Annotated in this window: 21 protein-coding genes; 10 read left to right on the top strand and 11 right to left on the bottom strand. The window is 74.1% G+C overall.

Annotated elements, in window-relative coordinates:
- Nucleotides 1–34: 34 nt before the first annotated feature.
- From IG86_RS0122060 to IG86_RS0122040, 5 genes are all read left to right on the top strand, one after another.
- Nucleotides 35–991, top strand: a complete 957-nt coding sequence (locus tag IG86_RS0122060; RefSeq protein WP_030829605.1) for a cobalamin biosynthesis protein — start codon at nucleotides 35–37, stop codon at nucleotides 989–991.
- Nucleotides 988–2,508, top strand: a complete 1,521-nt coding sequence (locus IG86_RS0122055; protein WP_030829607.1) for a cobyric acid synthase — start codon at nucleotides 988–990, stop codon at nucleotides 2,506–2,508. The genes IG86_RS0122060 and IG86_RS0122055 overlap by 4 nt, the downstream gene beginning before the upstream one ends.
- A 139-nt stretch (nucleotides 2,509–2,647) precedes the next feature.
- A complete protein-coding gene (locus tag IG86_RS0122050; protein WP_051785324.1) occupies nucleotides 2,648–4,774 on the top strand; it encodes a putative cobaltochelatase in 2,127 nt (708 codons plus the stop codon).
- Nucleotides 4,774–5,373 (top strand): cob(I)yrinic acid a,c-diamide adenosyltransferase, encoded by a 600-nt coding sequence (gene cobO / locus IG86_RS0122045; RefSeq protein ID WP_030829610.1) that lies wholly within the window; start codon nucleotides 4,774–4,776, stop codon nucleotides 5,371–5,373. Before IG86_RS0122050 ends, cobO begins: the two co-directional genes overlap by 1 nt.
- 11 nt (nucleotides 5,374–5,384) lie before the next feature.
- The gene (locus IG86_RS0122040; protein ID WP_051785328.1) at nucleotides 5,385–6,866 is read left to right on the top strand and encodes a cobyrinic acid a,c-diamide synthase CobB; all 1,482 of its coding nucleotides are present in this window, start codon (nucleotides 5,385–5,387) and stop codon (nucleotides 6,864–6,866) included.
- 11 nt (nucleotides 6,867–6,877) lie between these two features.
- Here the strand turns inward: IG86_RS0122040 and IG86_RS0122035 are convergent, their stop codons facing one another.
- Nucleotides 6,878–7,603, bottom strand: a complete 726-nt coding sequence (locus IG86_RS0122035) for a ZIP family metal transporter (protein WP_030662887.1) — start codon at nucleotides 7,601–7,603, stop codon at nucleotides 6,878–6,880.
- A 128-nt stretch (nucleotides 7,604–7,731) separates the two neighbouring features.
- On the opposite strand from IG86_RS0122035, the gene cobC reads away from it, so the two are divergent.
- Entirely contained in the window at nucleotides 7,732–9,153 is a 1,422-nt protein-coding gene (gene cobC, locus IG86_RS0122030; protein WP_234350587.1) for an Rv2231c family histidinol phosphate aminotransferase CobC, read from the top strand.
- 104 nt (nucleotides 9,154–9,257) lie between these two features.
- Entirely contained in the window at nucleotides 9,258–10,490 is a 1,233-nt protein-coding gene (locus IG86_RS0122025) for a CapA family protein (RefSeq protein ID WP_030829613.1), read from the top strand.
- 117 nt (nucleotides 10,491–10,607) lie between these two features.
- On the opposite strand, the gene IG86_RS0122020 is transcribed toward IG86_RS0122025, so the two are convergent.
- The 10 genes from IG86_RS0122020 to IG86_RS0121975 form a co-directional block, all read right to left on the bottom strand.
- Nucleotides 10,608–11,543 (bottom strand): SCO1860 family LAETG-anchored protein, encoded by a 936-nt coding sequence (locus tag IG86_RS0122020; RefSeq protein WP_030898914.1) that lies wholly within the window; start codon nucleotides 11,541–11,543, stop codon nucleotides 10,608–10,610.
- Between the two features lie 188 nt (nucleotides 11,544–11,731).
- The gene (locus IG86_RS0122015) at nucleotides 11,732–12,826 is read right to left on the bottom strand and encodes an amidohydrolase family protein (RefSeq protein ID WP_030662876.1); all 1,095 of its coding nucleotides are present in this window, start codon (nucleotides 12,824–12,826) and stop codon (nucleotides 11,732–11,734) included.
- Between the two features lie 30 nt (nucleotides 12,827–12,856).
- Entirely contained in the window at nucleotides 12,857–13,918 is a 1,062-nt protein-coding gene (locus tag IG86_RS0122010; RefSeq protein WP_030829618.1) for an aminotransferase class V-fold PLP-dependent enzyme, read from the bottom strand.
- A gap of 70 nt (nucleotides 13,919–13,988) precedes the next feature.
- Nucleotides 13,989–14,696, bottom strand: a complete 708-nt coding sequence (locus IG86_RS0122005) for a DsbA family oxidoreductase (RefSeq protein ID WP_030829621.1) — start codon at nucleotides 14,694–14,696, stop codon at nucleotides 13,989–13,991.
- Nucleotides 14,697–14,776: 80 nt separating this feature from the next.
- The gene (locus IG86_RS0122000) at nucleotides 14,777–15,292 is read right to left on the bottom strand and encodes a GNAT family N-acetyltransferase (protein ID WP_030829625.1); all 516 of its coding nucleotides are present in this window, start codon (nucleotides 15,290–15,292) and stop codon (nucleotides 14,777–14,779) included.
- A gap of 64 nt (nucleotides 15,293–15,356) precedes the next feature.
- Nucleotides 15,357–16,805: a peptidoglycan D,D-transpeptidase FtsI family protein gene (locus IG86_RS0121995; protein WP_030829628.1), complete on the bottom strand. Its 1,449-nt coding sequence runs from the start codon at nucleotides 16,803–16,805 to the stop codon at nucleotides 15,357–15,359.
- A 62-nt stretch (nucleotides 16,806–16,867) separates the two neighbouring features.
- Nucleotides 16,868–17,551 (bottom strand): response regulator transcription factor, encoded by a 684-nt coding sequence (locus IG86_RS0121990; RefSeq protein ID WP_030829631.1) that lies wholly within the window; start codon nucleotides 17,549–17,551, stop codon nucleotides 16,868–16,870.
- Nucleotides 17,548–18,840 carry a sensor histidine kinase gene (locus tag IG86_RS0121985; protein WP_030898906.1) on the bottom strand — a complete coding sequence of 431 codons (1,293 nt, stop codon included), beginning with the start codon at nucleotides 18,838–18,840 and terminating at the stop codon, nucleotides 17,548–17,550. Before IG86_RS0121985 ends, IG86_RS0121990 begins: the two co-directional genes overlap by 4 nt.
- Nucleotides 18,840–19,823, bottom strand: coding sequence for a hypothetical protein (locus IG86_RS0121980; RefSeq protein ID WP_030898904.1), 984 nt, complete (start codon nucleotides 19,821–19,823; stop codon nucleotides 18,840–18,842). Before IG86_RS0121980 ends, IG86_RS0121985 begins: the two co-directional genes overlap by 1 nt.
- Before the next feature lie 92 nt (nucleotides 19,824–19,915).
- On the bottom strand, nucleotides 19,916–20,698 hold the full coding sequence (locus tag IG86_RS0121975) for an IclR family transcriptional regulator (protein WP_030829638.1): 783 nt from the start codon (nucleotides 20,696–20,698) through the stop codon (nucleotides 19,916–19,918).
- Nucleotides 20,699–20,826: 128 nt separating this feature from the next.
- Between IG86_RS0121975 and IG86_RS0121970 the strand changes: the two genes are divergently transcribed.
- The 3 genes from IG86_RS0121970 (at nucleotide 20,827) to IG86_RS0121960 (ending at nucleotide 23,785) form a co-directional block, all read left to right on the top strand.
- Complete coding sequence (locus IG86_RS0121970; RefSeq protein WP_030829641.1) at nucleotides 20,827–22,350, top strand: aldehyde dehydrogenase (NADP(+)); 1,524 nt, start codon at nucleotides 20,827–20,829, stop codon at nucleotides 22,348–22,350.
- A gap of 312 nt (nucleotides 22,351–22,662) precedes the next feature.
- On the top strand, nucleotides 22,663–23,322 hold the full coding sequence (locus IG86_RS0121965) for a sigma factor-like helix-turn-helix DNA-binding protein (protein ID WP_030898901.1): 660 nt from the start codon (nucleotides 22,663–22,665) through the stop codon (nucleotides 23,320–23,322).
- A 94-nt stretch (nucleotides 23,323–23,416) separates the two neighbouring features.
- Nucleotides 23,417–23,785 (top strand): hypothetical protein, encoded by a 369-nt coding sequence (locus tag IG86_RS0121960; protein ID WP_157854861.1) that lies wholly within the window; start codon nucleotides 23,417–23,419, stop codon nucleotides 23,783–23,785.
- Nucleotides 23,786–23,866: the final 81 nt, after the last annotated feature.

The raw sequence follows: 23,866 nt of genomic DNA, 5'->3' as shown, positions 1-23,866 counted from the left end.
GGCGCGGACCCTGAGTGAGGACATACCTTCCACCATGCGTGCCGATCGCGTCTTCGCGTACGGCGCCACGGCGGGCCTGATCGGCGACCGGATCCTCGGTGATCCCCGCCGAGGGCACCCCGTGGCCGCCTTCGGACGAGCCGCCGCCGCCGTCGAGCGTTCCCTGTGGCGTGACGACCGCGCCCGGGGCGTCCTGCACACCCTGGTGTGCGCCGGGGGCGCGGCCGCCGTCGGCGCGCTGGGCGCCCGCGCGTTGCGCTCCCGGCCCGCGGCCGCCCGTGTCGCCCTGACCGCCGCCGCCACGTGGGCCGTCGTGGGCGGCACCTCGCTGGGCCGTGAGGCCCGTGCCATCGGCGGCGCGCTCGCCGCCGGGGACGTCGAGGTGGCCCGCGAGCGGCTGCCTCACCTGTGCGGCCGCGACCCGCACTCCCTGGACGGGCAGCAGATGGCCCGGGCCGTCGTGGAGTCCGTCGCCGAGAACACCTCCGACGCCGTGGTCGGGGCCCTGGTGTGGGGCGCCGTCGCCGGGGTCCCCGGACTGCTGGCGTTCCGCGCCGTCAACACCCTGGACGCGATGGTCGGCCACAAGTCCCCCCGCCACCTGCGCTACGGCTGGGCCTCCGCCCGGCTCGACGACCTCGCGGGCTGGCCGGGGGCCCGGCTGACGGCCCTGGCCGCCGTGGTGGCCGGCCCCGACCGGCGCGGAGCCGTTCGCGCCTGGCGCGCGGACGCCGCCGCGCACCCGAGCCCGAACGCCGGTCCCGTCGAGGCCTCCTTCGCCGGGGCGCTCGGCGTCAGACTGGGCGGAACCCTGGCCTACGGCGGCCGGGTCGAGCACCGTGCCGTGCTGAACGGCGGGGCCGGACGGCCGGTGGAGGTCGCCGACATCGAACGGGCTGTACGGCTGTCACGACAGGTGACGTGGCTGGCCCTGGGCGCCTGCGTGGCCGCCCGGACGCTGGCGGAACGAGTACGGAGGGGACGCGCATGAGCGGCACGAAGCGCGGCGGCGGACTGCTGGTCGCGGGAACGACGTCGGACGCGGGCAAGAGCGTGGTCACCGCGGGCATCTGCCGCTGGCTGGCCCGCCAGGGCGTGAAGGTGGCGCCCTTCAAGGCGCAGAACATGTCGCTGAACTCCTTCGTCACCCGGGAGGGCGCCGAGATCGGGCGCGCCCAGGCGATGCAGGCCCAGGCGGCCCGCGTGGAGCCGACCGCGCTGATGAACCCGGTGCTGCTCAAGCCCGGAAGCGACCGCAGCAGCCAGGTGGTGCTGCTGGGCAAGCCCGTGGGCGAGATGAGCGCGCGCGGCTACCATGGCGGGCGCCAGGAGCAGCTGCTCGGCATCGTCACGGACTGCCTGGAGCAGCTTCGGGGCACGTATGACGCCGTGATCTGCGAGGGGGCGGGGAGTCCGGCCGAGATCAACCTGCGCCGGACCGACATCGTGAACATGGGCATCGCCCGGGCCGCGCGCTTCCCGGTGGTCGTGGTCGGCGACATCGACCGCGGCGGGGTCTTCGCGTCCTTCTTCGGTACGACGGCGCTGCTCTCCCCGCAGGACCAGGAGCTGATCGCCGGCTACATGGTCAACAAGTTCCGCGGCGACGTGTCGCTGCTGGAGCCCGGCATGGAGATGCTGCGCGGGCTGACCGGCCGGGCGACGTACGGGGTGCTGCCGTTCCAGCACGGGCTGGGCATCGACGAGGAGGACGGCCTGCGGGTCTCCCTGCGGGGCGCCGTACGGGAGTCCGTGGTGGCGCCGCCGGTGGGTGAGGACGTGCTGCGGGTCGCGGTGTGCGCGGTGCCGCTGATGTCGAACTTCACGGACGTCGACGCGCTCGCGGCCGAGCCCGGCGTCGTGGTGCGCTTCGTGGACCGCGCCGAGGAACTGGCCGACGCGGACCTGGTCGTCGTACCGGGCACCCGCGGCACGGTGAAGGCACTGGCGTGGCTGCGCGAACGCGGGCTGGCGGACGCGCTGGCGCGTCGGGCCGCCGAGGGCCGGCCGGTCCTGGGCATCTGCGGCGGTTTCCAGGCGCTGGGCGAGCGGATCTCGGACGAGGTCGAGTCGAAGGCGGGCGAGGTCGACGGCCTCGGGCTGCTGCCGGTACGGGTGCGCTTCGCGCCCGAGAAGACCCTGGCCCGGCCGTCCGGGACGGCGCTCGGCGAGCCCGTGGACGGGTACGAGATCCACCACGGGGTGGCCGAGGTCCTGGGCGGGGAGCCGTTCCTGGACGGCTGCCGGGTGGGCTCGGTGTGGGGCACGCACTGGCACGGCTCACTGGAGTCGGACGGCTTCCGCCGGGCGTTCCTGCGGGAGGTGGCGGCCGCCGCCGGTCGGCGCTTCGTCCCGGCCCCCGACACCTCGTTCGCCACGCTGCGCGAGGAACAGCTCGACCTGCTGGGCGACCTGATCGAACAGCACGCGGACACGGACGCACTGCTGAAGCTGATCGAGGCCGGGGCCCCGGCCGGACTCCCGTTCCTCCCGCCGGGCGCACCGTGACCGGCGGGGCCCTGCGCCTTCGGCCCGGCCGGCGTTCGAGACGCGGGGCTCCGGGGGCGCAGCCCCCGCCACGGCCCCGCACCGGCACGGGCAACAGCCCGCGCACGCACACCCGAACCCGTACAGAGAGAGGCAACGCATGAGCACGCCCTATCCGTTCACCGCGGTGGTCGGCCAGACCGACCTGCGGCTGGCGCTCCTGCTGAACGCCGTGAGCCCGGCGGTCGGCGGTGTGCTCGTACGCGGCGAGAAGGGGACCGCCAAGTCCACCGCCGTGCGCGCGCTGTCGGCACTGCTGCCGCAGGTCGACGTCGTGCCCGGCTGCCGGTTCTCGTGCGCGCCCGCCGCGCCGGACCCGGACTGCCCCGACGGTCCGCACGGGGCCGGCCCCGGCGGCGCCCGGCCGGCCCGCATGGTGGAGCTGCCCGTCGGCGCCTCCGAGGACCGCCTCGTCGGCGCCCTCGACATCGAACGGGCCCTCGCCGAGGGCGTGAAGGCCTTCGAACCCGGGCTGCTCGCCGACGCCCACCGCGGGATCCTCTACGTCGACGAGGTCAACCTCCTCCACGACCACCTGATCGACCTGCTGCTGGACGCCGCCGCGATGGGCGCCTCGTACGTGGAGCGCGAGGGCGTCTCCGTGCGGCACGCGGCCCGGTTCCTGCTCGTCGGCACCATGAACCCGGAGGAGGGCGAGCTGCGGCCGCAGCTCCTGGACCGCTTCGGGCTGACCGTGGAGGTCGCCGCCTCCCGCGAGCCCGCCCAGCGGGTGGAGGTGGTCCGCCGCCGGCTGTCCTACGAGGACGACCCCGCGGGCTTCGCCGCCCGCTGGTCGGGGGACGAGAGCGAGGTCCGCGCCCGGGTCGTGGCCGCGCGGGCGCTGCTGCCGCAGGTCCGCCTCGGGGACACCGCGCTGCTGCAGATCGCCGCGACCTGCGCCGGCTTCGAGGTCGACGGCATGCGGGCCGACATCGTGATGGCGCGGACCGCTACCGCGCTGGCCGCCTGGGCGGGGCGCACGGCGGTGCTGAAGGAGGACGTACGGCAGGCCGCGCTGCTCGCGCTCCCCCACCGGCGGCGCCGCAACCCCTTCGACGCGCCGGGCCTGGACGAGGACAAGCTGGACGAGATCCTCGACCGGTTCCCCGACGAGGAGCCGGAGAACGACCCGGACCCGGAGCCTGATCCCGGCACCGACCCGGAGCCCGGCCCGGACGGCGGTCCCGAGAACCCGCAGGGGCCGGACGACGACGGCGGCCCCGACGGTGGCGGCGGAGTGCCCCCGCAGGGCGGCGGCCCCCAGGACGAGCAGCCCCCGGCGGAGCCCGCCGAGGCCCCCGCGGACTCCCCCGAGGCGCCCCGGCAGCCCTCCGCCCAGGACGGCGGGCCCGAGCAGGCCGCCGTACGGCCGGCCGAGCCGTTCCGGACCAAGATGCTGAGCGTCCCCGGGCTGGGTGAGGGCGCCGCCGGGCGGCGTTCGCGCGCCCGGACCGCCCACGGCCGGACCACCGGCGCGCAGCGCCCCCGCGGCCAGCTGACGAAGCTGCACCTGGCGGCCACCGTGCACGCGGCCGCCCCGCACCAGAAGGCGCGCGGCCGCGCCGGGCGCGGCCTGGTGATCCGCAAGGACGACCTGCGCCAGGCCACCCGGGAGGGCCGTGAGGGCAACCTCGTCCTCTTCGTGGTCGACGCCTCCGGCTCCATGGCCGCCCGGCAGCGGATGAGCGCGGTCAAGGGCGCCGTGCTGTCGCTGCTCCTGGACGCCTACCAGCGCCGGGACAAGGTCGGCCTGATCACCTTCCGCGGCGCCGCCGCCCAGCTGGCGCTGCCGCCCACCTCCTCGGTGGACGCGGCGGCCGCCCGGCTGGAGAAGCTGCCCACCGGCGGCCGCACCCCGCTCGGGTCCGGGCTGCTCAAGGCCCACGAGGTGCTGCGGATCGAGCGGCTGCGGGATCCGAGCCGCCGTCCGCTGCTGGTCGTGGTCACCGACGGGCGGGCCACCTCGGCCGGGGCCGTCGGCGGAGACCCGCGCGAGCTGACGGCGCGCAGTGCCCGGCTGCTGGCCGCCGAGGGGGTCGCGTCGGTGGTCGTGGACTGCGAGTCGGGTCCGGTGCGGCTGGGGCTCGCCGGAGCGCTGGCCGCCGACCTCGGCGGGCCGGCCGTCACCCTCGACGGGCTGCGGGCCGACTCGCTGGCCGGGCTCGTGAAGGACGTACGTACCGCAGTGACAACTCCCGCTTCCCACATCACCAGGAGGGCCGCGTAATGCCTCAGGGACAGCCGTCCGTCGTTCCGGACGACGGACTCACGACGCGCCAGCGCCGCAACCGCCCGCTCGTCTTCGTCCACACCGGGCCCGGCAAGGGCAAGTCCACGGCGGCCTTCGGGCTGGCGCTGCGCGCGTGGAACCAGGGCTGGCCGATCGGTGTGTTCCAGTTCGTCAAGTCGGCGAAGTGGAAGGTCGGCGAGGAGAACGCGCTCAAGGTCCTCGGCGCCTCCGGCGAGGGCGGCAGCGTCGTCTGGCACAAGATGGGCGAGGGCTGGTCCTGGGTCCAGCGGGACGCGCAGCTCGACAACGAGCAGGCGGCCAAGGAGGGTTGGGAGCAGGTCAAGCGGGACCTGGCCGCCGAGACGCACAAGCTGTACGTGCTCGACGAGTTCGCCTACCCGATGCACTGGGGCTGGATCGACGTCGACGAGGTCATCGAGGTGCTGCGCAGCCGGCCCGGGACCCAGCACGTGGTGATCACCGGCCGCAACGCGCCGGAGAAGCTGGTGGAGTTCGCGGACCTGGTCACCGAGATGACCAAGGTGAAGCACCCGATGGACGCCGGCCAGAAGGGCCAGAAGGGCATCGAGTGGTGACTGCGTTCGACATGCCCCGGCTGGTCGTCGCCGCGCCGTCGTCGGGCAGCGGCAAGACCACCGTGGCCACGGGCCTGATGGCGGCCTTCGCGGAGCGCGGCCTCGCCGTGTCCCCGCACAAGGCCGGGCCCGACTACATCGACCCCGGCTACCACGCGCTGGCCACCGGCCGGCCGGGGCGCAACCTCGACGCCTTCATGTGCGGGCCGGAGCTGATCGCTCCGCTGTTCGCGCACGGGGCGGCCGGGTGCGACCTCGCCGTCGTCGAGGGCGTCATGGGGCTCTACGACGGGGCCGCGGGCCGGGGCGAGCTGGCGTCGACGGCGCAGGTGGCGAAGCTGCTGCGGGCGCCGGTGGTGCTGGTGGTCGACGCGTCCTCGCAGTCGCGGTCGGTGGCGGCGCTGGTGCACGGCTTCGCCTCCTTCGACCCGCAGGTCCGGCTGGGCGGCGTGATCCTGAACAAGGTCGGCTCGGACCGGCACGAGGTGATGCTGCGGGAGGCCCTGGAGGAGGCGGGGATGCCGGTGCTCGGCGTCCTGCGGCGGGCTCCGCAGGTGGCCACGCCCTCGCGCCACCTGGGGCTGGTGCCGGTGGCCGAGCGGCACGCCGACGCGCTGGCCGCGGTGGCCGCGCTGGCCGAGCAGGTCCGGGCGGGCTGCGACCTGGACGCGCTGATGGCGCTGGCGCGGACGGCTCCGCCGCTGTCCTGCGAGCCGTGGTCGCCGGCGGGGCTTGACGTGCGCTCCGGGCAATCCGGCACGTCGGGCAGCCGGCAGCGGCCGGATCCGGCCTCTCCGGCGTTCGAGGCGCGGGGTCCGGGGCAGCCCCCCGGCAGCGGCGCCGCACCGTACGACCGACCTGTCGTCGCCGTCGCCGGCGGGGCCGCGTTCACGTTCTCGTACGCCGAACACGCCGAGCTGCTGCAGGCGGCGGGCGCGGAGGTCGTCACCTTCGACCCGCTGCGGGACGAGGCGCTGCCCGAGGGGACCGGCGGCCTGGTGATCGGCGGCGGGTTCCCCGAGGTGTACGCGCCCGAGCTGTCCGCCAACGCACCGCTGCGGGCGGCCGTCTCGGCCTTCGCGGCGGCCGGCGGCCCGGTGGCGGCCGAGTGCGCCGGACTGCTGTACCTGGCGCGGTCGCTGGACGGCAAGCCCATGTGCGGGGTGCTTGACGCGGACGCGCGGATGTCGGAGCGGCTGACCCTCGGCTACCGCGAGGCGGTGGCCGTGTCCGACAGCTCGCTCGCGGCGGCCGGGACCCGGCTGCGCGGGCACGAGTTCCACCGGACGGTGATCGAGCCGGGCGCCGGAGCGGCCCCCGCGTGGGGGTTCACGCACCCGGAGCGCCGGGTCGAGGGCTTCGTCCGGCAGGGTGTGCACGCCAGCTATCTGCACACTCACTGGGCGGCGGAGCCGTCCGTCGCCCGCCGGTTCGCGCAGGCCGCGGCCGCGCGGACGGCGGCCGTACGAGGCGCCGCGGCAGCGCGGCCGTGAATCCTGCCGGCTCACTCCGCGATGCCCACCACGAGCCAGATCCCGGCCACCCCGCCCACCGTGCACATCAGCGTGGACAGGGCGGGGTGCTTGTGGTGCGCCTCGGGCAGGATCTCGGCGGCGGCCAGGTAGAGCAGGAGGCCGCCGAAGAAGCCGAGGTACGCGCCGAGGGGTTCCTCCGGAAGGGTGAACAGCAGAGTGGACGCCGCACCCACCACCGGGGCCACCGCGTCCGCGAACAGCATCATCAGGGCCTTGCGGCGGTCGTTGCCGTAGAGGCTGGTGAGCGTGTACGTGTTGAACCCGTCGGCGAAGTCGTGGGTGATGACGGCCAGCGCCACGGCCACGCCCATCCCGCCGCCGACCTGGAATGCCGCGCCCAGCGCCACCCCGTCGGCGAGGCTGTGGCCGACCATCGCGGCGGCCGCGGTGAGCCCGACCTCCGGGACGCGGGCGCCGTTCTCGGCTCCGTGCGCGGCCTGGCGCACGGCCAGGAGCCGCTCGACGACGTGGGCGACGAGGAAGCCGGCCACGAAGAGCAGCAGGGCGAGCGGGACGCCGAACACCTCGTCGCCCGCCGCGTGCAGGGCCTCGGGGAGCAGGTCCAGGCCGACGACGCCGAGCATCAGCCCGCCGGCCAGGCCCAGCACGAGGTGGCGGCGGTCGGTGACGCGTTGCGCCGTCCAACCGCCCAGCAGGGTCATCAGGAACGCGCCCAGCGCCACGATCACGGCCATGTGCCCTTGGATACAGACTCCTCGCCCGGCGCGCACGTCCGCGCGCGGGTGGCGGGCGTAGCGGTGTTGACGACTGACCGGTGTCCGGTGATGTGCCGGTGACCGTGACTACGGAGGGAGGCCCCCCGGTGGGCGAGTACACGACGCGGCTGGTGGTCGGGGTCGGCGGGCGCGCGGGGGTCTCCGTGGAGGAGGTTTGCGCCCTGGTCGAGGAGACGCTGCGCGGCGCCGGGCTGACCGCGGCGGCGGTGACGGCGCTGGCCACGGTGGACTCGAAGGTGGCCGAGGCGGGGATCGCCGGTGCGGCGGAACGTTTCGGCGTGCCCGTCCTCGGCTATCCCGCGGACCGGCTGGCCGACGTCCCCGTACCGCATCCCTCGGAGGCGGCGCGGGCAGCGACCGGGACCCCCTCGGTGGCGGAGGCCGCCGCCCTCGTGACGGGCGGGGAACTCCTCGTGCCCAAGCGGCGCTCGCTCTCGGCGACCTGCGCGGTCGCCACGGCGCAGGCGCACGACCTGCGCCACCACGGGGACGCCGAAGTGGTGGACGCGGGCTCCGCTCTGGAGGACCTCGCGGTCAACGTACGGGCGCACACGCCCCCGGAGTGGCTCAGGCAGCGGATCGCCGCCTGTCTCGGGGACCTCGCCGCGTACCCCGACGGGCGGGCCGCCCGCGCGGCGGTGGCGGCCCGGCACGGGCTGCCGGTCGAGCGGGTGCTGCTGACGGCGGGGGCGGCGGAGGCCTTCGTGCTGATCGCGAGGGCCCTGGGCGCCGAACGGCCGGTCGTGGTGCATCCGCAGTTCACCGAGCCGGAGGCGGCCCTGCGGGACGCCGGCCACCGGGTCGAGCGGGTGGTGCTGCGGGCCGAGGACGGGTTCCGGCTGGATCCGGCGGCCGTGCCGGAGGACGCGGACCTCGTGGTCATCGGCAATCCGACCAACCCGACGTCCGTGCTGCACCCGGCGGCGGTCCTGGCGCGGCTGGCCCGGCCGGGCCGGATCCTGGTGGTGGACGAGGCGTTCATGGACGCCGTCCCGGGCGAACGGGAGGCCCTCGCGGGCCGGACGGACCTGCCGGGACTGGTGGTGCTGCGGAGCCTGACGAAGACGTGGGGCCTGGCGGGGCTGCGGATCGGGTACGTGCTGGCCGAGCCCGGGGTGATCGCCAGGCTGGCGGCGGCGCAGCCGCTGTGGCCGGTGTCGACGCCCGCCCTGGTGGCGGCCGAGGCCTGCGTGGCTCCGGCGGCGCTGGCCGAGGCGGAGGAGGCGGCGCGGCGGATCGCGGTGGACCGGGCGCACCTGCTGGCCGGGCTCGCGGAGTTCGACGAGGTCGAGGTCGTGGGGGTCGCGGAGGGGCCGTTCGTCCTGATCCGGGTGGCGGACGGCGCGGAGGTCCGCACCCGGCTGCGGGCCCTCGGCTTCGCCGTCCGGCGCGGGGACACCTTCCCCGGGCTGGACCGCACCTGGCTCCGCCTGGCGGTGCGCGACCGGGCGACGACGGGCCGGCTGCTGCAGGCCCTGGACCGCGCCCTCGCCCTGACCTCGCCCTGACCCCGCGCCGACCCCGGTTCACCCGAACGGCCCACCTACGATGGCTGCGGGGGCGGGGCCGTTCGAGGATCCCCGCATCGGGCGAGGAACAACGGGGGTCGGGAATGAAGGCATCCGCCGTGACAGGCGCAGCGCTGGCCGCACTGGTGGTCGTCGGCGGCGCGCTGTACGCCGTACCGCAGCTGCTCGACGGGGACGACGCGCCCGCCGCGCGGCAGCGGCTGGGGAGCGGACCGGGCGGGGCGACGACGTCACCGCCGGCCTCTCCCGCCGCACCGGCGGGGCAGCCGTTCACGCTGGTGGCGACCGGGGACGTCATCCCGTACCCCTCGATCATCCAGCGGGCGGGGGACGACGCCGGCAAGGCCGGGGAGTACGACTTCCGGAAGATACTCGCGGGGGTCAAACCCCTGGTCTCCGCCGCCGACCTGGCGATATGCCACCACGAGATACCGTACGGGCGCCCCGGCGGCCCCTACACCGGCTACCCCACCTTCAAGGCCCCGCACCAGCTGGCGGACGCCCTCAAGGACGCAGGGTACGACGGGTGTTCCACCGCCTCGAACCACACCCTGGACGACGGCTACGAGGGTCTGGCCCGCACCCTGGAGCACCTGGACCGGGTCGGCATCCCGCACGTCGGCTCGGCCCGCAGCGCGGAGGAGGCCAAGGCGCCGGCCCTGCTCTCGGCGGGCGGCGCGAAGGTCGCCCAGCTGTCGTACACGTACGGCACGAACGGCATCCCGCTCCCCCAGGACAAGCCGTGGGCCGTGAACCTGATCGACAAGGACCGGATCATCGCGGACGCCCGCGCGGCCCGGGCGGGCGGCGCGAACGTCGTGGTGCTCAGCGTCCACTGGGGCACCGAGTGGCAGACGGCGCCCGACGAGCAGCAGAAGGAGCTGGCGCAGGCACTGACCGCGTCCCGCTCGGCCGACGGCCTCCCCGACATCGACCTGATCATCGGCACGCACAACCACGTCCCGCAGCCCTACGAGAAGATCAACGGCACCTGGGTGGTCTTCGGCATGGGCGACCAGGTCGCCAGCTTCGTCCCGGCCGACAAGCTGCGCGGCAACCAGTCCTCGATCCCCCGCTTCACCTTCGCCCCGGCGGCGGACCGGCCGGGGCGGTGGGAGGTGGTGAAGGCCGAGTACCTCACGCAGTACTCGGACATGGGTCCGCCGTTCCGTGTCGTCTGCGCCTCCTGCGCGGCCTCGGACGGCGCGCTGGCGGCCGGGAAGCGCGACGAGTACGCGCGGATCGACCGGCAGGTCACCGACGCCGTGATGTCCCGGGGCGCGGAGGGGCAGGGGCTGACCCACGCCACCCGTTGAGCACTCCCCTCCGATGTGCTCGCCGGGTGGCGGTGGCGCCGGCGCGACCCGCGCCGCGCGGCGGGCCCGGATCTGCGCCGGGCCCGGGTCTGCGCCGGGCCCGGTCGCCCGGCGGTCCTACTGGGCCTTGCCGCGCCGGGTCAGGAAGAGCGCGCCGCCGCCGAGCGCGAGCAGCGTCAGCGCACCGCCCGTGATGAAGGGGGTGAGCGAACCGCCGCCGGTCTCGGCCAGGTTGGCGTCGGTGGGGCCCGGGACGGAGCCGGGACCGGCGGTGGTGGCGGTACCCGTCCCGGTCTGGGTCTTGATGTCGGGCTGACCGGGCGCCTTCGTCGTCGGCGCCGGGCCCGTCGGGGACTCGCAGTGCGCCTCGGCCAGCACGATCTCGCCGTCCACCTTCGCCACGTTCAGGTTCAGCGGGTTCAGCGCCACCTTCAGGCGCAGCGCCGCCGCGGCGGCCGTGGTGGAGGTGGTCTGCGTACTGGACAGCTCCAGGCTGACCGCGCCCACGCCCGGGACCTCGACCTTGGTGGGGCCGCCCGCCGACAGGGTCGCCTTCTTGCCCAGCACGGTCACCGTGCCGAGGACGTTCGCGCTGGCCACCGGCTTCTTGCCGGCTTCGCAGACCGCCTTGGAGGTGACCTTCTCCACCTCGATCAGCGAGAGCAGCGGCAGCCCGGGGACGTGCACGCGGGCCTTGGCCAGGTTCGCCTCGGCCTGCGCCCCGGCCTTGTCCGCGGTCGCCTTGGAGGTGGCGACGTCCGCGCGCAGGACGCTGACCGGCTGGTTCCCCTCCACCCCGTCCAGGGTGACGGTCAGCGCCGTCTTCTCGGCGGTCGCGGGGGCGCTGACCTCGTTGAGGGTCGCCTTCATCGGGATGTGCACGGTGTTGAGCAGGCCCACGTCCAGCCCGGTGCGCAGGACGACGGCGCCGGACTTGCCCTCTCCGCCTGCGGGGGTGCCTCCCGTGGCGGAGGCGGGCGGGGCCGTGAGCAGGGCGACCGCTCCCGTGGCGAGCAGAGCGGCCGCGGGCATGCGGAAGGTGTTGCTGTTCAAGGTGGTGGAACCCCCGGGGAGTTGGGTGCCGTCGCGCGGCCAATGGGGGACATCGCACGCGCCGACGGCTTCGACCCTGGGAATCCTTACTCAATGTGGGTGACGGGGCAGCTACCTGACGTCACTTCACCCCAAAGGGTGGTTTCCGCGCGGGGATTCGATTTGCGGCCCGGCTCACCGCGCCGCGCTCATGCCCTGACCCTTCCGTCGACGACCACGCGCCGCGGCTGCGCCAGGACCCGTACGTCGGCCCGCGGGTCGGCGTCGTAGACCACCAGGTCCGCCGGGGCCCCCTCGGTGAGGCCCGGCCGGCCGAGCCATTCGCGCGCCGCCCAGGCGGTAGCGGAGAGGGCGTCCAGTGCCGGGATCCCGGCCGTCACCAGCTCGGCGACCTCCGCCGCGACCAGCCCGTGCGGCAGGGAACCGCCCGCGTCGGTGCCGACGTAGACCTGGATGCCCGCGTCGTAGGCGGCCCGGACGGTGTCGTAGCGCCGCTCGTGGAGCCGCCGCATGTGCGCCGACCAGCGGGGGAACTTCGCGTCGCCGCCCGCCGCGAGCTTCGGGAAGGTCGCGATGTTGACGAGGGTGGGGACGATCGCGACCCCGCGCTGCGCGAACAGCGGAATGGTGTCCTCGGTGAGGCCGGTGGCGTGTTCGATGCAGTCGATGCCGGCCTCGACGAGGTCGCGCAGCGAGTCCTCGGCGAAGCAGTGCGCGGTGACCCGGGCGCCCAGCCGGTGCGCCTCGGCGATGGCCGCCTCGACCTCGGCACGCGGCCAGCAGGCCGTCAGGTCGCCGGCGTCGCGGTCGATCCAGTCGCCGACGAGCTTCACCCAGCCGTCGCCGCGCCGCGCCTCGCGGCCGACGTATTCGACGAGGTCGGCCGGCTCGATCTCGTGGGCGTAGTTGCGGATGTAGCGGCGGGTGCGCGCGATGTGCCGGCCCGCCCGGATGATCTTCGGCAGGTCCTCGCGGTCGTCGATCCAGCGGGTGTCGGAGGGCGATCCGGCGTCGCGGATGAGGAGGGTGCCCGCGTCGCGGTCGGTGAGGGCCTGACGCTCGGCCGTCCCTGCGTCGACCGGGCCGTGGGCGTCCAGCCCCACGTGGCAGTGCGCGTCGACCAGCCCGGGCAGGACCCAGCCGGTCACCGTGGTGACCTCGCGGGCGCCGGGCGGGCGCTCGTAGGAGACGCGGCCGCCGACGACCCAGAGTTCGTCGCGGACCTCGTCGGGCCCGACCAGCACCCGCCCCTTCACGTGCAGCACATCGCTCACATCACTCATGGCGGCACTGTACGCGCGGCCCCCGCCGCGTCAGGAGGCGGAGAGGGCGTCCAGCAGCCGGTCCACCTCCGCCTCCGTGTTGTACAGGTGGAACGAGGCCCGCAGCAGGCCCGCGCGGGCCGACGTGAGGATGCCGGCCGCCTGCAGGGCGGGCTGCCGGTCCGCCAGGCCCGGCACGGAGACGATGGCGGAGTCGCCGGGCACGGGCTCGTGGCCGAGGCTCGCGAGTCCGGCGCGGTAGCGGGCGGCCAGGGCGGTGTCGTGGGCGTGCACGGCCTCGATGCCGATCCGTTCGATCAGGGCCAGCGAGACCTCGGCCGCGTGGTAGGCGAGGAAGGCCGGGGACTCGTCGAACCGGCGGGCGGAGTCGGCCAGTTTCGGCATCGGGCCGTAGACGGCTTCCCACATGGACTCCGCCGCGACCCAGCCGGCGTGCAGCGGGGTCAGGGTCTGCTGGGCCTCCCGCGCCACGGTCATGAACGAGGCCCCGCGGACGCCGAGCAGCCACTTGAAGCCCACGGCGACCGTGTAGTCGTACGGTGAGGCGTCGAAGGGGAGCCAGCCCGCCGCCTGGGACGCGTCCACGAGCATCCGGGCGCCGTGCGCCGCCGTCGCCGCGCGCACCGCCCGCAGGTCGGCCTTGCGCCCGTCCGCGGACTGCACGGCGCTCAGCGAGACCAGGGCGGTGTCCGGGCCGACAGCCTCGGCGAGGGACTCCAGGGGCGCGAAGCGCACCTTGAGGTCGTCCCGCACCACGAACGGGTTGATCACGGAGGCGAACTCGCCCTCCGGGCAGAGCACTTCGGCGCCGGAGGGCAGCGAGGCCGCGACGAGGCCGACATGGGTGGACACGGCCGCGCCGACGGCCACCCGGTCGGCGTCCACGCCGACGAGGCGGGCGAAGGAGGCGCGGGCACGGTTCACGCGGTCGAAGTCACCGAATCCGGCGGGGATCCCGGCCCCCGCCGCCTCGGCCAGTTCCCTTACCGCCGCGACGGCGGAGCGCGGTACGACGCCGCAGGTGGCGGAGTTGAGATAGGTGGTGGAGTGGGCGAACTCGGCACGGGTCGCTTCGTCGATCGGAAGATCCATGCCGTCAACTCTGCGCCAGGAACGACCCAAAGTCCATGGTCGAGTTTCACTCGCCCACTCCAAGTAATACTTATACCTGCGGGACGGCGCAGGCCCCGTCGGGCTCGCACGCGTCGGCTTCGGCCGCGGGCTCCTCGACCTCGCGCCCGGCCCAGGCCTGCTCCAGGGCCTGGGTGAACACCTCGGCCGGCTGGCCGCCGGAGATCCCGTAGCGGCGGTCGAGGACGAAGAACGGCACTGCGTTCGCACCCAGCTCGGCGGCCTCGCGCTCGTCGGCGCGGACCTCGTCGGCGTAGGCGGAGCCGTCGGCCAGGACGGCTCGGGCCTCGGCCTCGTCCAGGCCGGCCTCGACGGCGAGCGCGATCAGCACCTCGGGGTCGAAGACGGAGCGCTCCTCTCCGAAGTTGGCCCGGAAGGCGAGGTCGAGCAGCTCCTCCTGGCGGCCGCGGGCGTCGGCCAGGTGCAGCAGGCGGTGGATGTCGAAGGTGTTGCCGTGGTCGCGCCCCTCGGTCCGGTACGTCAGCCCCTCGGCGCGGGCGCTGGCCGCGACGTGCTCCTCCATGCCGCGCGCCTCGTCGAGGGTGCGGCCGTACTTCTTGGCGAGCATCTCCACGACGGGGGCGGTCACGCCCTTGGGGCCGTTCGGGTCGAGCTCGAAGGACCGGAAGACGACCTCCACCTCGTCGCGGTGCGCGAACTCGGCCAGTCCCTTGGTGAAACGGGCCTTTCCGATGTAGCACCAGGGGCAGGCGATGTCGCTCCAGATCTCGACGCGCATGATCCTTCTTCTCTCCGGGGTCGATGACGAGACGGTTTGCTGTTCAACCATCAGTGGTGTGAACCATCCGCCCGCCCGTCTCATTCCCCGGACACCGCGGGCGGCGGGGCGACCTCCAGCCAGAGGGTGCGGTGGCTGCCCGAGGGGGTGGCGGACGGGTCGGGGAGCCAGCCCTGGGCGGCGTAGAAGGCCTGGGCCCGGAGGTTGTGCTCGTAGACCTCCAGGCGGACCCGGCGGACGCCGGCGCGGCGCCAGGCCTCCAGGCAGGCGGCGTGCAGGGCGGCGCCGGTGCCCCGGCGCCAGTGGACCGGGTCGACGTGGAGCTGGGTGAGGGTGGTCTCGCCGTCCCGGGTGCGGAAGGCGGCGACCCCGGTGAGCCGGCCGTCCTCCTCGGCGCACAGCACCCGGCCCTCGGCCGCGTCGCGGGCGACGGCCAGGGTCCAGCCCTCGCGGGTCCGCGCCGTCTCGGCCTCGCCCGTCTCGGCCTCGCCCGCGTAGGCCTGCTCGGGGATGTGCCGCGGGTAGTAGGTGGCGCGGGCCCTGGTGTGGAGGGCGGCTATGGCGTCGAGGTCGGCGGGGTGCGCGGTCCTGATCACGGACAGGGGAACGCGCCGGGAACCCGGGCGGTTCCCGGCGCGTCGGGCAAGGGCCCCCGCGTGCCTACTTCTTCAGCCAGGCCTGCATCATCTTCTGCGCGATCGGCGCGGCCAGCTTGCCGCCGCCGATCTCGGAGCGGTCGGTGTCGGAGTTCTCGATCACCACGGCCACGGCGATCTGCTTGCCGTTCGCCTTGCCGTACGAGGTGAACCAGGCCAGCGGCGCGAGGCTGTTGTTGACACCGCGCTGGGCGGTGCCGGTCTTGCCGCCCACCTCGGCGCCCGGCACCTGGGCCGGCTTGCCGCCGCCCTCGGTGGCCACCGTGCGCATGGCGTCGCGGATCATGGAGGCCGTCTTCTCCTTCATGACCTGCTGGGACTTCGGGTCCTTGAAGCTTTCGAGCACGTTGCCGTTGGCGTCGGTGACCTCGGAGACCATGTGCGGGGCGACGAGCTTGCCGCCGTTCTCGATCGCGGCGGTGACCATCGCCATCTGGAGCGGGGTGGCCTGGACGTCGAACTGGCCGATACCCGTCTGCGCGACCTGGTCGACCGACATCTTCTTGGACGGGTACTTGCTCGCGGGGTTGGTGCGGACCGGGGTGTCGATCTGCGTGTTGAAGCCGAGCTTCTCGGCCGTCGCGCGCATCTTGTCCTGGCCGAGCTTGGAGGCCAGCTCGGCGAACACGTTGTTGCAGGACAGGCGCAGGGCGGTGCGCACCGAGACGTTGTTGCAGGCCGCGGAGCCCGCCTCGCTGGGCAGCGGCGTCCGGGTGCCGGGGATCGTGTAGGGGTCGGGGATGCCGGTCTGCTGGTCGATGTCGGTGACCAGGCCGTTCTCGACCGCGGCGGCGAGGGTGACCAGCTTGAAGGTGGAGCCCGGCGCCTGGGGCTTGCGCAGCGCCACGTTCTCCATGGCCTTGCCCTTGTCGGCGGAGAGCTCGTCCCAGGCCTTCTGGTCGGTGGCGCCGGCGATGCTGCCCGGGTCGAAGGAGGGGTTGTTCACGACGGCGAGGATCTCGCCGGTCACGGGGTCGATGGCCACGGCGGCGCCCTGCTTGCCCTGGAGCGCGTCGTAGGCGGCCTTCTGCACGTCCTTGTCGATGGTGGTGAGGACGTTGCCGGGGTCGGCCCGCTTGTTGGTGAGCATGTCCATCACCGTCTTCAGACGGTTGTCGGAGCCGTTGAGGACGTTCTTGTAGATGCCCTCCAGCATGCTGGTGCCGAAGGCCTGTGAGCTGTAGCCGGTGACGGGCGCGTAGAGGGGGCCGTCGACGTAGGTCCGCTTGTAGCCGAAGTCCTTGCCGCCCGTCTTCTCCGAGCCGGTGATCGCCTCCCCGCCCACGATGATGTTGCCCAGCGGGTTCTCGTACTGCCCGATGAGATTGCGGCGGTTGTGCTTGTCGTCTGCGAGGGCCTGGCCTTGGTACGCCTGCACCCAGGTGACGCGGACCAGCAGGGCCAGCACCAGGAGCAGACAGAAGACCGACGCACGCCTGATCGTCTTGTTCATCCCCCGGAAGGACGTCCCGGGGGCGCCAGGCGTTCCGCTCTGCCCCGATTGTGGCCGAGTTCTCAGCCTTTCTTCATGATGAAACCTCCCTCGTAGGCCGCGATGACCGCCTGGGTGCGGTCGCGGGAGCCGGTCTTGGTGAGGACCGACGCGACGTGCGTCTTGACCGTCTGCGGTCCGACGCCGAGGCGTTCGCTCACCTCGTGGTTGGACAGCCCGGTGGCCATCAGGCGCAGTACGTCGGCCTCGCGGTCGGTCAGCCTGGCGATCCAGGGGGCGGTGGCGGGTGCGGCGGCCGCCGCGTGCGCGGCGGCGAGGGAGCGGACGGCGGCCGGGAAGAGCAGCGAGTCGCCGCGGGCGACGAGCCTGACCGCCCCGATCAGCTCGTCGGGGTCGGCGCGCTTGAGGAGGAAGCCGGCCGCTCCGGCGCGCAGCGCGTCGTAGACGTGGGCGTCGTTCTCGAAGGTGGTGACGACCACGATCCGGGGCGGCCGGGCCATGGTGGCGATGATCTGCTCGGTGGCCCGGATGCCGTCGATCTCGGGCATCCGGACGTCCATCAGCACCACGTCGGGGGCGAGGGACCTCACGAGCGGGACCGCCTCGGCGCCGGTGGCGGCCTCGCCGACGACCTCCAGGTCGGCCTCGGCCTCCAGGATGACCCGCAGTGCGGTGCGGACCATCCGCTCGTCGTCGCAGAGCACGATGCGCAGCGGCGGCCGGGCCGCCGGTCGGGCCCCGGTCATCGGTCGCCTCCGGCCAGCGGGAGGACCGCGCGCAGCCGCCACCGGTCGCCGTAGGGGCCGGCCTCGACGCCGCCGCCGAGCAGTGCGGCCCGCTCCGCGGCGCCGCGCAGCCCGCGGCCCCCGCCGGTGCGGGGCTCCCGGTCCCCGGGCGGGGCGGGCGGATTGGTCATGGTGATCTCCAGTTCTCGCTGTCCGCTGTCGTGCCCGGCCCGGACCTGGATGCGCAGGTCCACCGGGCCGGCGCCGTGGCGCAGGGCGTTGCTGAGGCCTTCCTGGACGATCCGGTAGGCCTCGCGCGAGGTGATCTCCGGGAGCCGGGCCCAGTCCCCCACGGGCCCGGGATCCTGGTCCGCGGTGATGGCGGTGCCCGAGGCCCGGCTGCGGGCCAGCAGCCCGTCGAGGTCGACGGCGAGCGTCGGGGCGGGGGCGGTGGCGCCGTCCGGCCGGACCGGGTCCCCCTCGCGCAGCAGGCCCAGGACGGCGTCCAGTTCGCCCACCGTCCGGCGGGTGGTGTCCTCGATCGCGGTGAGCGCCTCCCGTACGAAGTCGGGGTCGCGCTCCAGCATCCGCCGGGCGGCGGCCGCCTGGAGGGTGACGGCGCTGAGAGCGTGCCCGACCGCGTCGTGCAGCTCCCGGGCCAGCCGGTTGCGCACGGCCAGGTCGGCCGCCCGCTCCTCGGCCGCCGCGAGCCGGTCCGCCGCCGTGGGCCCGAGCAGTACGGGCGCCAGCCGGGCCAGCAGCGCCCCGGCCCCGGCCGCGCACAGGGTGAGTGCGGCCAGCAGACCGATCCCGAGGAGGGGGGCCGTGTACGTTTCGACGCCCGTGTTGAACCACCCGAAGCCCAGCCGGACTTCACGCAGTCCGTTCACGAACGGCAGAACGATCAGTACCACGGCCATGGGCGGCACCGCCAGGGTCATCCCGCTGACGAGCGCTCCGACGCCCAGGTGCAGGGTCCACCAGGCCGAGGCCCGCCCCCGCGCCGCCCAGGACCGCGCGGGCCCTTCGGCGAGGCGCTCCCCCGGCACCCCGCACATGGCCCGGACGGCAGTCACCGACAGCGGCCGGACCAGCCCGTAGACCCCGGTGCCGGCGGCCAGCGGCAGGGCCGCGGCGTAGGCGGCGAGGGACAGGGGGAGGGAGGACAGGGCGTTGGCTCCGCCGGCCGCCGAGCCGACCCCCACCGAGGCCAGGAGGAAGTACGGCATCAGCAGGGCTCCGCCGAGGATCTGGTGGACCCATCGCAGCCGGGCGCGCGCTCCCAGCACCCACCCCAGGCCGTCGCGCATCAGCTCTCGCGTCGGGATATGAGGAACCGGATGAGTACGGCGGCGGCGAGCGATCCGGTGACCATCTGGCCAGCGTAGATCAACTGGGTGATGCCGGAGGTTCCTTCACCGCCGTCCAGCTGCGGCCCCAGCGAGGCGATCAGCATCCAGCTCCCCCAGGCCAGGGTCGCGGCGGCGCCGACCCAGGTGAGCCGGAGCGGCCACCTCGCACCGAGCGCCCCGCCGCGGGCCAGGAACACAGCTCCCGCTCCTGCGGCGAGCGCGCACACCGCGTGGGCCACGGAGCCCACGGCGCTCTCCGCCGAGTGCGCCCCCACCCGCTCGGCGCTCAGCCCGGCGGTGCCGCCGAAGGCCCAGTAGAGAAACATCGCGGCCAGGACCAGCGCGCCCGATGCCGCGGCTGCCGCCACCACCCCCGTGGGCGACGGCAGCCGCTCTCCCAGCACGCCCTGCCACCGCCGGCCCCAGCGCTTGCGCGCATAGGGCACGAACAGTGCGGCCAGGGCGAGTCCTTGGACGGTGAATCCCGTGTACACGACGATGAAGACCCAGTCGTCCAGGAAGGGCGCCCGCCCGGCCGCCGCCTCCGGGCCGGTCCCGAAGCCCAGGGCCCGTACGAGCAGCTGGCCCGGGAAGGCGAGGAGGATCGGGGTCAGCAGGCCCGTGGCCGTGAACACCGGAACGGTCAGTATCCAGGCGGGCGTTCTCAGCCCCCAGGGTCTGGTGAGCACCAGGACGAGCAGGATCACGCACGCGTCCATGGCCAGCGTGACGGCATTGGCCACCGTGAGGAACGCTCCGGCCTCCAGCAGCACGCTGCCGTCCGGTATCCCGATCCGGCTGCCGGACAGCCAGGCGGCTTTGAGCGCCAGATACGGCACCGTGGCAGCCAGGGCCACCGCCGAGAGGATGTGCCTCCCGGCCCCCGGCGACGGGTCGGAGGGCTGCGGTACGTGCGTCGCGTGAACGGCTCGTGTGGTCATGTCCCAACGGTCCCGTGTCCGGCGGCCCGCCACCTCCCCCGCAAAGGGGAACCGCCTCCCCCACGCGGGGGAGGAACGACCGGCCCCGGGTGTCACATGCGGCGCGTCACCACAGACAGCCGGTCGCGCGCCTCGAACAGCGCCGCCTTGATGACCTGCTCGTGCCCCGGCGTCAGCCGGGCCACCGGCACCGAGCAGCTCACCGCGTCCCGGGCCGGCGTCCGGTACGGCACGGCCACCCCGAAGCAGCGCAGCCCGAGCGTGTTCTCCTCCCGGTCCACCGCGTACCCCTGCTCCCGCACCAGCTCCAGCTCCTCGATGAGCTGCTCCCGGTCGGTGATGGTGTGCTCGGTGACCGCCTCCAGCCGCCGCGGCAGCAACGCCCGTACCTCCGCGTCCGAGTGCGTGGCGAGCAGCGCCTTGCCGAGCGCCGTCGAGTGCACGGGCAGCCGCCGCCCGACCCGGGTGAAGGGCCGCAGGTAGTGCTGGGACTGCCGGGTGGCGAGGTACACCACGCTCGTTCCGTCGAGCCGCGCCAGGTGGATGGTCTCCGTCGTGTCGTCGGAGAGCCGGTCCAGGGTGGGCCGGGCCGCGGCGACCACCTCGTCGCCGTCGATGTACGAGCTGCCGACCAGCAGGGCCCGTACGCCGATGCCGTAGCGCGTGCCCGTCGCGTCCGTCTCCACCCACCCCAGGTTCACCAGCGTGCGCAGCAGCATGTAGAGGCTGGACTTGGGCAGGGAGAGGTCGCTCTGGATGTCGGCCAGGCTGTGCAGCCCCGGCCGGGCCGCGAAGTGCTCCAGCAGCAGGACGGTCCGGACCGCCGATTTGACCGGCGCCGCCGCAACCGGAATCCCCGACTCGGTCGTCGTCATACGCCCGCTTCCCCTCTGGTCGCCTCTTGTCACGCGGAGGACCCCGGAAATAGAGTCCACAGCAGATGTGATCATTCATCCACCGGAACCGCGTTCAGAATACTGAACGATCCAGGAGGCAGTGGGCCATGACAACGACACCAGTCTGGAGTGTGGACCCCCGCACCGGGAAGCAGCGCGAGCAGGTTGCGGTGGAGGCCACATCCCGCGAGGTGGACGAAGCCGTACGGGCCGCCCATGCCGCCCGCGGCCAGCTCGCGGACGCCGCCGTCCGCGCCGCCTTCCTGCGCACCGCCGCCGCACTGCTCGACGAGGCCGCAGCCCACGTCATCGAGGCCGCCGACGCCGAGACCGCCCTCGGCCCGGGCCGGCTCACCGGCGAACTGGCCCGCACCACCGGCCAGCTGCGCGCCTTCGCCGACGCCGTCGACGAGGGGTCCTACCTCGACGTCCGGATCGACCGCGCCGATCCGTCCCTCAGCCCGCCGCGCCCCGAGCTGCGCCGCTACAAGGTCCCGCTCGGCGTGGTCGCGGTATACGCCGCCTCCAACTTCCCGCTCGCCTTCTCCGTCCCCGGCGGGGACACCGCGAGCGCGCTGGCCGCGGGCTGCCCGGTGGTGGTCAAGGCGCACCCCGACCACCCCGCCACCTCCGAGCTCTGCGTCTCGCTGCTGCGCCGGGCGGCCGTCGCGAACGGGCTCCCGCCCGAAGTGGTGGCCTTGGTCCACGGGTTCGACGCCGGCCTGGAGCTGATCCGCCACCCGCTGGTCGCCGCCGCCGGATTCACCGGTTCCATCCGGGGCGGGCGGGCGCTGTTCGACGCCGCCGCCGCCCGGCCCGTGCCCATCCCCTTCCACGGCGAACTGGGCTCCCTCAACCCCGTCGTGGTCACCCCGGCCGCGGCCGCCGAGCGCGCCGAGGAGATCGGCGCCGGCCTCGCGGCCTCGGTCACCCTCGGGGTCGGCCAGTTCTGCGTGAAGCCCGGCCTGGTCCTGGTGCCCGACGGCGCGGACGGCGACCGGCTCACGGGCGAGCTGACCAAGGCGCTCGGCGAGACCGAGCCCGGAGTGCTGCTCGACCACCGGATGCGGGAGAACTTCGTCTCCGGGGTGCGCGAGCGGGCCGCACTGCCCGGCGTCGAGGCCCCCGTCACCCCGGGCTCCGGTGGCGACCACACGGTGGGTGCGGGCTATCTGACCGTGCGGGCGGAGGACCTCCTCGGCGGCGACGGACACGACGTCCTCCTGGAGGAGTGCTTCGGTCCGGTCACCGTCGTCGTCCGGTACGCCGGCCAGGGCGAGGCGGGCGCGGTCCTCGGGCGGCTCGGCGGGAACCTGAGCGCCACCCTCCAGCTGTCCGCCGCCGAGACCGAGGGCGCGCCGGGCCCGGCCGCCGAGCTGATCGGGCAGGTCACCGGGCTGGCGGGGCGGATCGTGGTCAACGGCTGGCCGACCGGGGTCGCGGTGGCCCCGGCCCAGCACCACGGCGGCCCGTACCCGGCCGCGACCTCGCACTCCACCTCGGTGGGCGGCACGGCAATCGAGCGCTGGCTGCGGCCGGTGGCCTACCAGTCGGTCCCGGACGCCCTGCTCCCGGCCGAACTCCGCGACGCCAACCCCCTGAACCTCCCCCGCCGCGTGACCGGCGACTGAGCGGAGCGCTCCACCGCGGCGGAGCACTCCACCGCGCCGGGACGCTCCATCACGCCCGATCCCCTCACCAGCGCCACCGCACGACCCGAGCGGCCGTCGCCCTGACCCCAGGACGGCGGCCGCTTCCGTATGGGGGCGCGGCGGGAGCGCAGGCCGTCATAAGCGTTCCCGATCACGACAGGCACGCGCTCCTCCACGTCAACACCCCGCCAAAAAGCATGCCTTGGGCAACTTTGCCGCCATTTTTCGCAAGGGTGGGGCCACCGCAGGGCGGCCCCACCCCCCGAGTCGGCAAGTGCGTGGAGGCAACTGGTGACCGAGATTCCTGCCCAGCGAGGCGGACCTCCGCCGCGCGAGACCTTTCGCGAGGCGTACAGGGCCGCCGAGTCGAGGGCATTCGCCAGCGCTCTCTTCCGCGCCCTCCCGGACGACAGCAAGACCCTGGTCATGAACGAGGCGTCCGTCTGCGTGCTCGTGGAGCTCGACCAGGCCGACGAAACGCCCGGCCTCGAGGAGGTGACGGCGCTTCTCACCGACGAGATCTTCCACCAGATCAAGGTCCTGAAGCGGAAGGAGAACCAATACCGCAGGAACGCGTATCCGACGACCCACTTCGACCACCTCGTCCACCCGGACGACCACGACGACGCCGACGACCTCGACGGCGAACCGCCGGAAACCGAGGCCCACGACCAGGACGGCCTCCAGTTCGCGCCGGAGGAACTCAGCGAGTTCTGGAACGTCTTCCGCAAGAACTTCAAGGGCCGCCAGCTCATGATCCTCGAGATGCGCTACAGCGAGGAGGGGGCCTCGCTCAGCGACGAGAAGATCGCCGAACGTCTCGGAGTGTCGCGGCGGACGGTGCGCACGGCCCTCGAGCGCGCCAGGAAGAAGTTCCCCGGCTTGAAGGAGGCCCTCCGCCCCTTCCATGAGAAGACCGGCCACATCGGAAGTCATGAAGAACCGCGATAGCACCGCACGTTCGCGCGCGGGGTCGTCGTACGGCTGCAACCACAGCGACGACCCCGCCCGCTCCCCGGCCAGTGAGAGCCAAGTTGGAGACAGAATGCACACTGCGAACGAGGACGAAAACCTCAGCCTCGAAGATTGGTTCAGCCGACACGTCCGGGCGTTGCACGCCTGGGCCCGTACGAGGCTCGGCGTCCGGGACGTCGAAGCGGAGCTCGATCACGTCTACGCCGAGGTCGCCCGGCGTCTCGCGCAGCGGGAGGAAGCCGCGGCCGACAAGGCCGAAGGGCGGCTCTGGCGCGGACGCCGCGGTCTCGGCCGCCGCACACGGGCCGACGGAGGCTGGCAGCTGATTCCTCCCGGCCACATCTGGACGGCCCTCCCCCGCTGGCCGCTCGCGGCCCGGCTCTGGGTGGCGATCGGCGCCGCCGCCCTCACCGCGGTCTGCGCCGTACGGCTCCAGTAACCACCCGCACACCATGAAGCCCGCTGCTCACCAGGCGTAGGAACCGAGAGCAGCGGGCCGACGGACACCCCTGTGAAAGGA

The sequence above is a fragment of the Streptomyces virginiae genome (assembly GCF_000720455.1).
In the GTDB taxonomy this organism is placed as follows: Bacteria; Actinomycetota; Actinomycetes; order Streptomycetales; family Streptomycetaceae; genus Streptomyces; species Streptomyces virginiae.
This window is presented reverse-complemented; position numbering and strand designations above follow the sequence as displayed.

Bases quoted from the DNA above. Each gene is read 5' to 3' on its own strand.
- IG86_RS0122060 (WP_030829605.1), top strand. From the start codon at position 35: ATGCGTGCCGATCGCGTCTTCGCGTACGGCGCCACGGCGGGCCTGATC.
- IG86_RS0122055 (WP_030829607.1), top strand. From the start codon at position 988: ATGAGCGGCACGAAGCGCGGCGGCGGACTGCTGGTCGCGGGAACGACG.
- IG86_RS0122050 (WP_051785324.1), top strand. From the start codon at position 2,648: ATGAGCACGCCCTATCCGTTCACCGCGGTGGTCGGCCAGACCGACCTG.
- cobO (WP_030829610.1), top strand. From the start codon at position 4,774: ATGCCTCAGGGACAGCCGTCCGTCGTTCCGGACGACGGACTCACGACG.
- IG86_RS0122040 (WP_051785328.1), top strand. From the start codon at position 5,385: ATGCCCCGGCTGGTCGTCGCCGCGCCGTCGTCGGGCAGCGGCAAGACC.
- IG86_RS0122035 (WP_030662887.1), bottom strand. From the start codon at position 7,603: ATGGCCGTGATCGTGGCGCTGGGCGCGTTCCTGATGACCCTGCTGGGC.
- IG86_RS0122025 (WP_030829613.1), top strand. From the start codon at position 9,258: ATGAAGGCATCCGCCGTGACAGGCGCAGCGCTGGCCGCACTGGTGGTC.
- IG86_RS0122015 (WP_030662876.1), bottom strand. From the start codon at position 12,826: ATGAGTGATGTGAGCGATGTGCTGCACGTGAAGGGGCGGGTGCTGGTC.
- IG86_RS0122010 (WP_030829618.1), bottom strand. From the start codon at position 13,918: ATGGATCTTCCGATCGACGAAGCGACCCGTGCCGAGTTCGCCCACTCC.
- IG86_RS0122005 (WP_030829621.1), bottom strand. From the start codon at position 14,696: ATGCGCGTCGAGATCTGGAGCGACATCGCCTGCCCCTGGTGCTACATC.
- IG86_RS0121995 (WP_030829628.1), bottom strand. From the start codon at position 16,805: ATGAACAAGACGATCAGGCGTGCGTCGGTCTTCTGTCTGCTCCTGGTG.
- IG86_RS0121990 (WP_030829631.1), bottom strand. From the start codon at position 17,551: ATGACCGGGGCCCGACCGGCGGCCCGGCCGCCGCTGCGCATCGTGCTC.
- IG86_RS0121985 (WP_030898906.1), bottom strand. From the start codon at position 18,840: ATGCGCGACGGCCTGGGGTGGGTGCTGGGAGCGCGCGCCCGGCTGCGA.
- IG86_RS0121980 (WP_030898904.1), bottom strand. From the start codon at position 19,823: ATGACCACACGAGCCGTTCACGCGACGCACGTACCGCAGCCCTCCGAC.
- IG86_RS0121975 (WP_030829638.1), bottom strand. From the start codon at position 20,698: ATGACGACGACCGAGTCGGGGATTCCGGTTGCGGCGGCGCCGGTCAAA.
- IG86_RS0121970 (WP_030829641.1), top strand. From the start codon at position 20,827: ATGACAACGACACCAGTCTGGAGTGTGGACCCCCGCACCGGGAAGCAG.
- IG86_RS0121960 (WP_157854861.1), top strand. From the start codon at position 23,417: ATGCACACTGCGAACGAGGACGAAAACCTCAGCCTCGAAGATTGGTTC.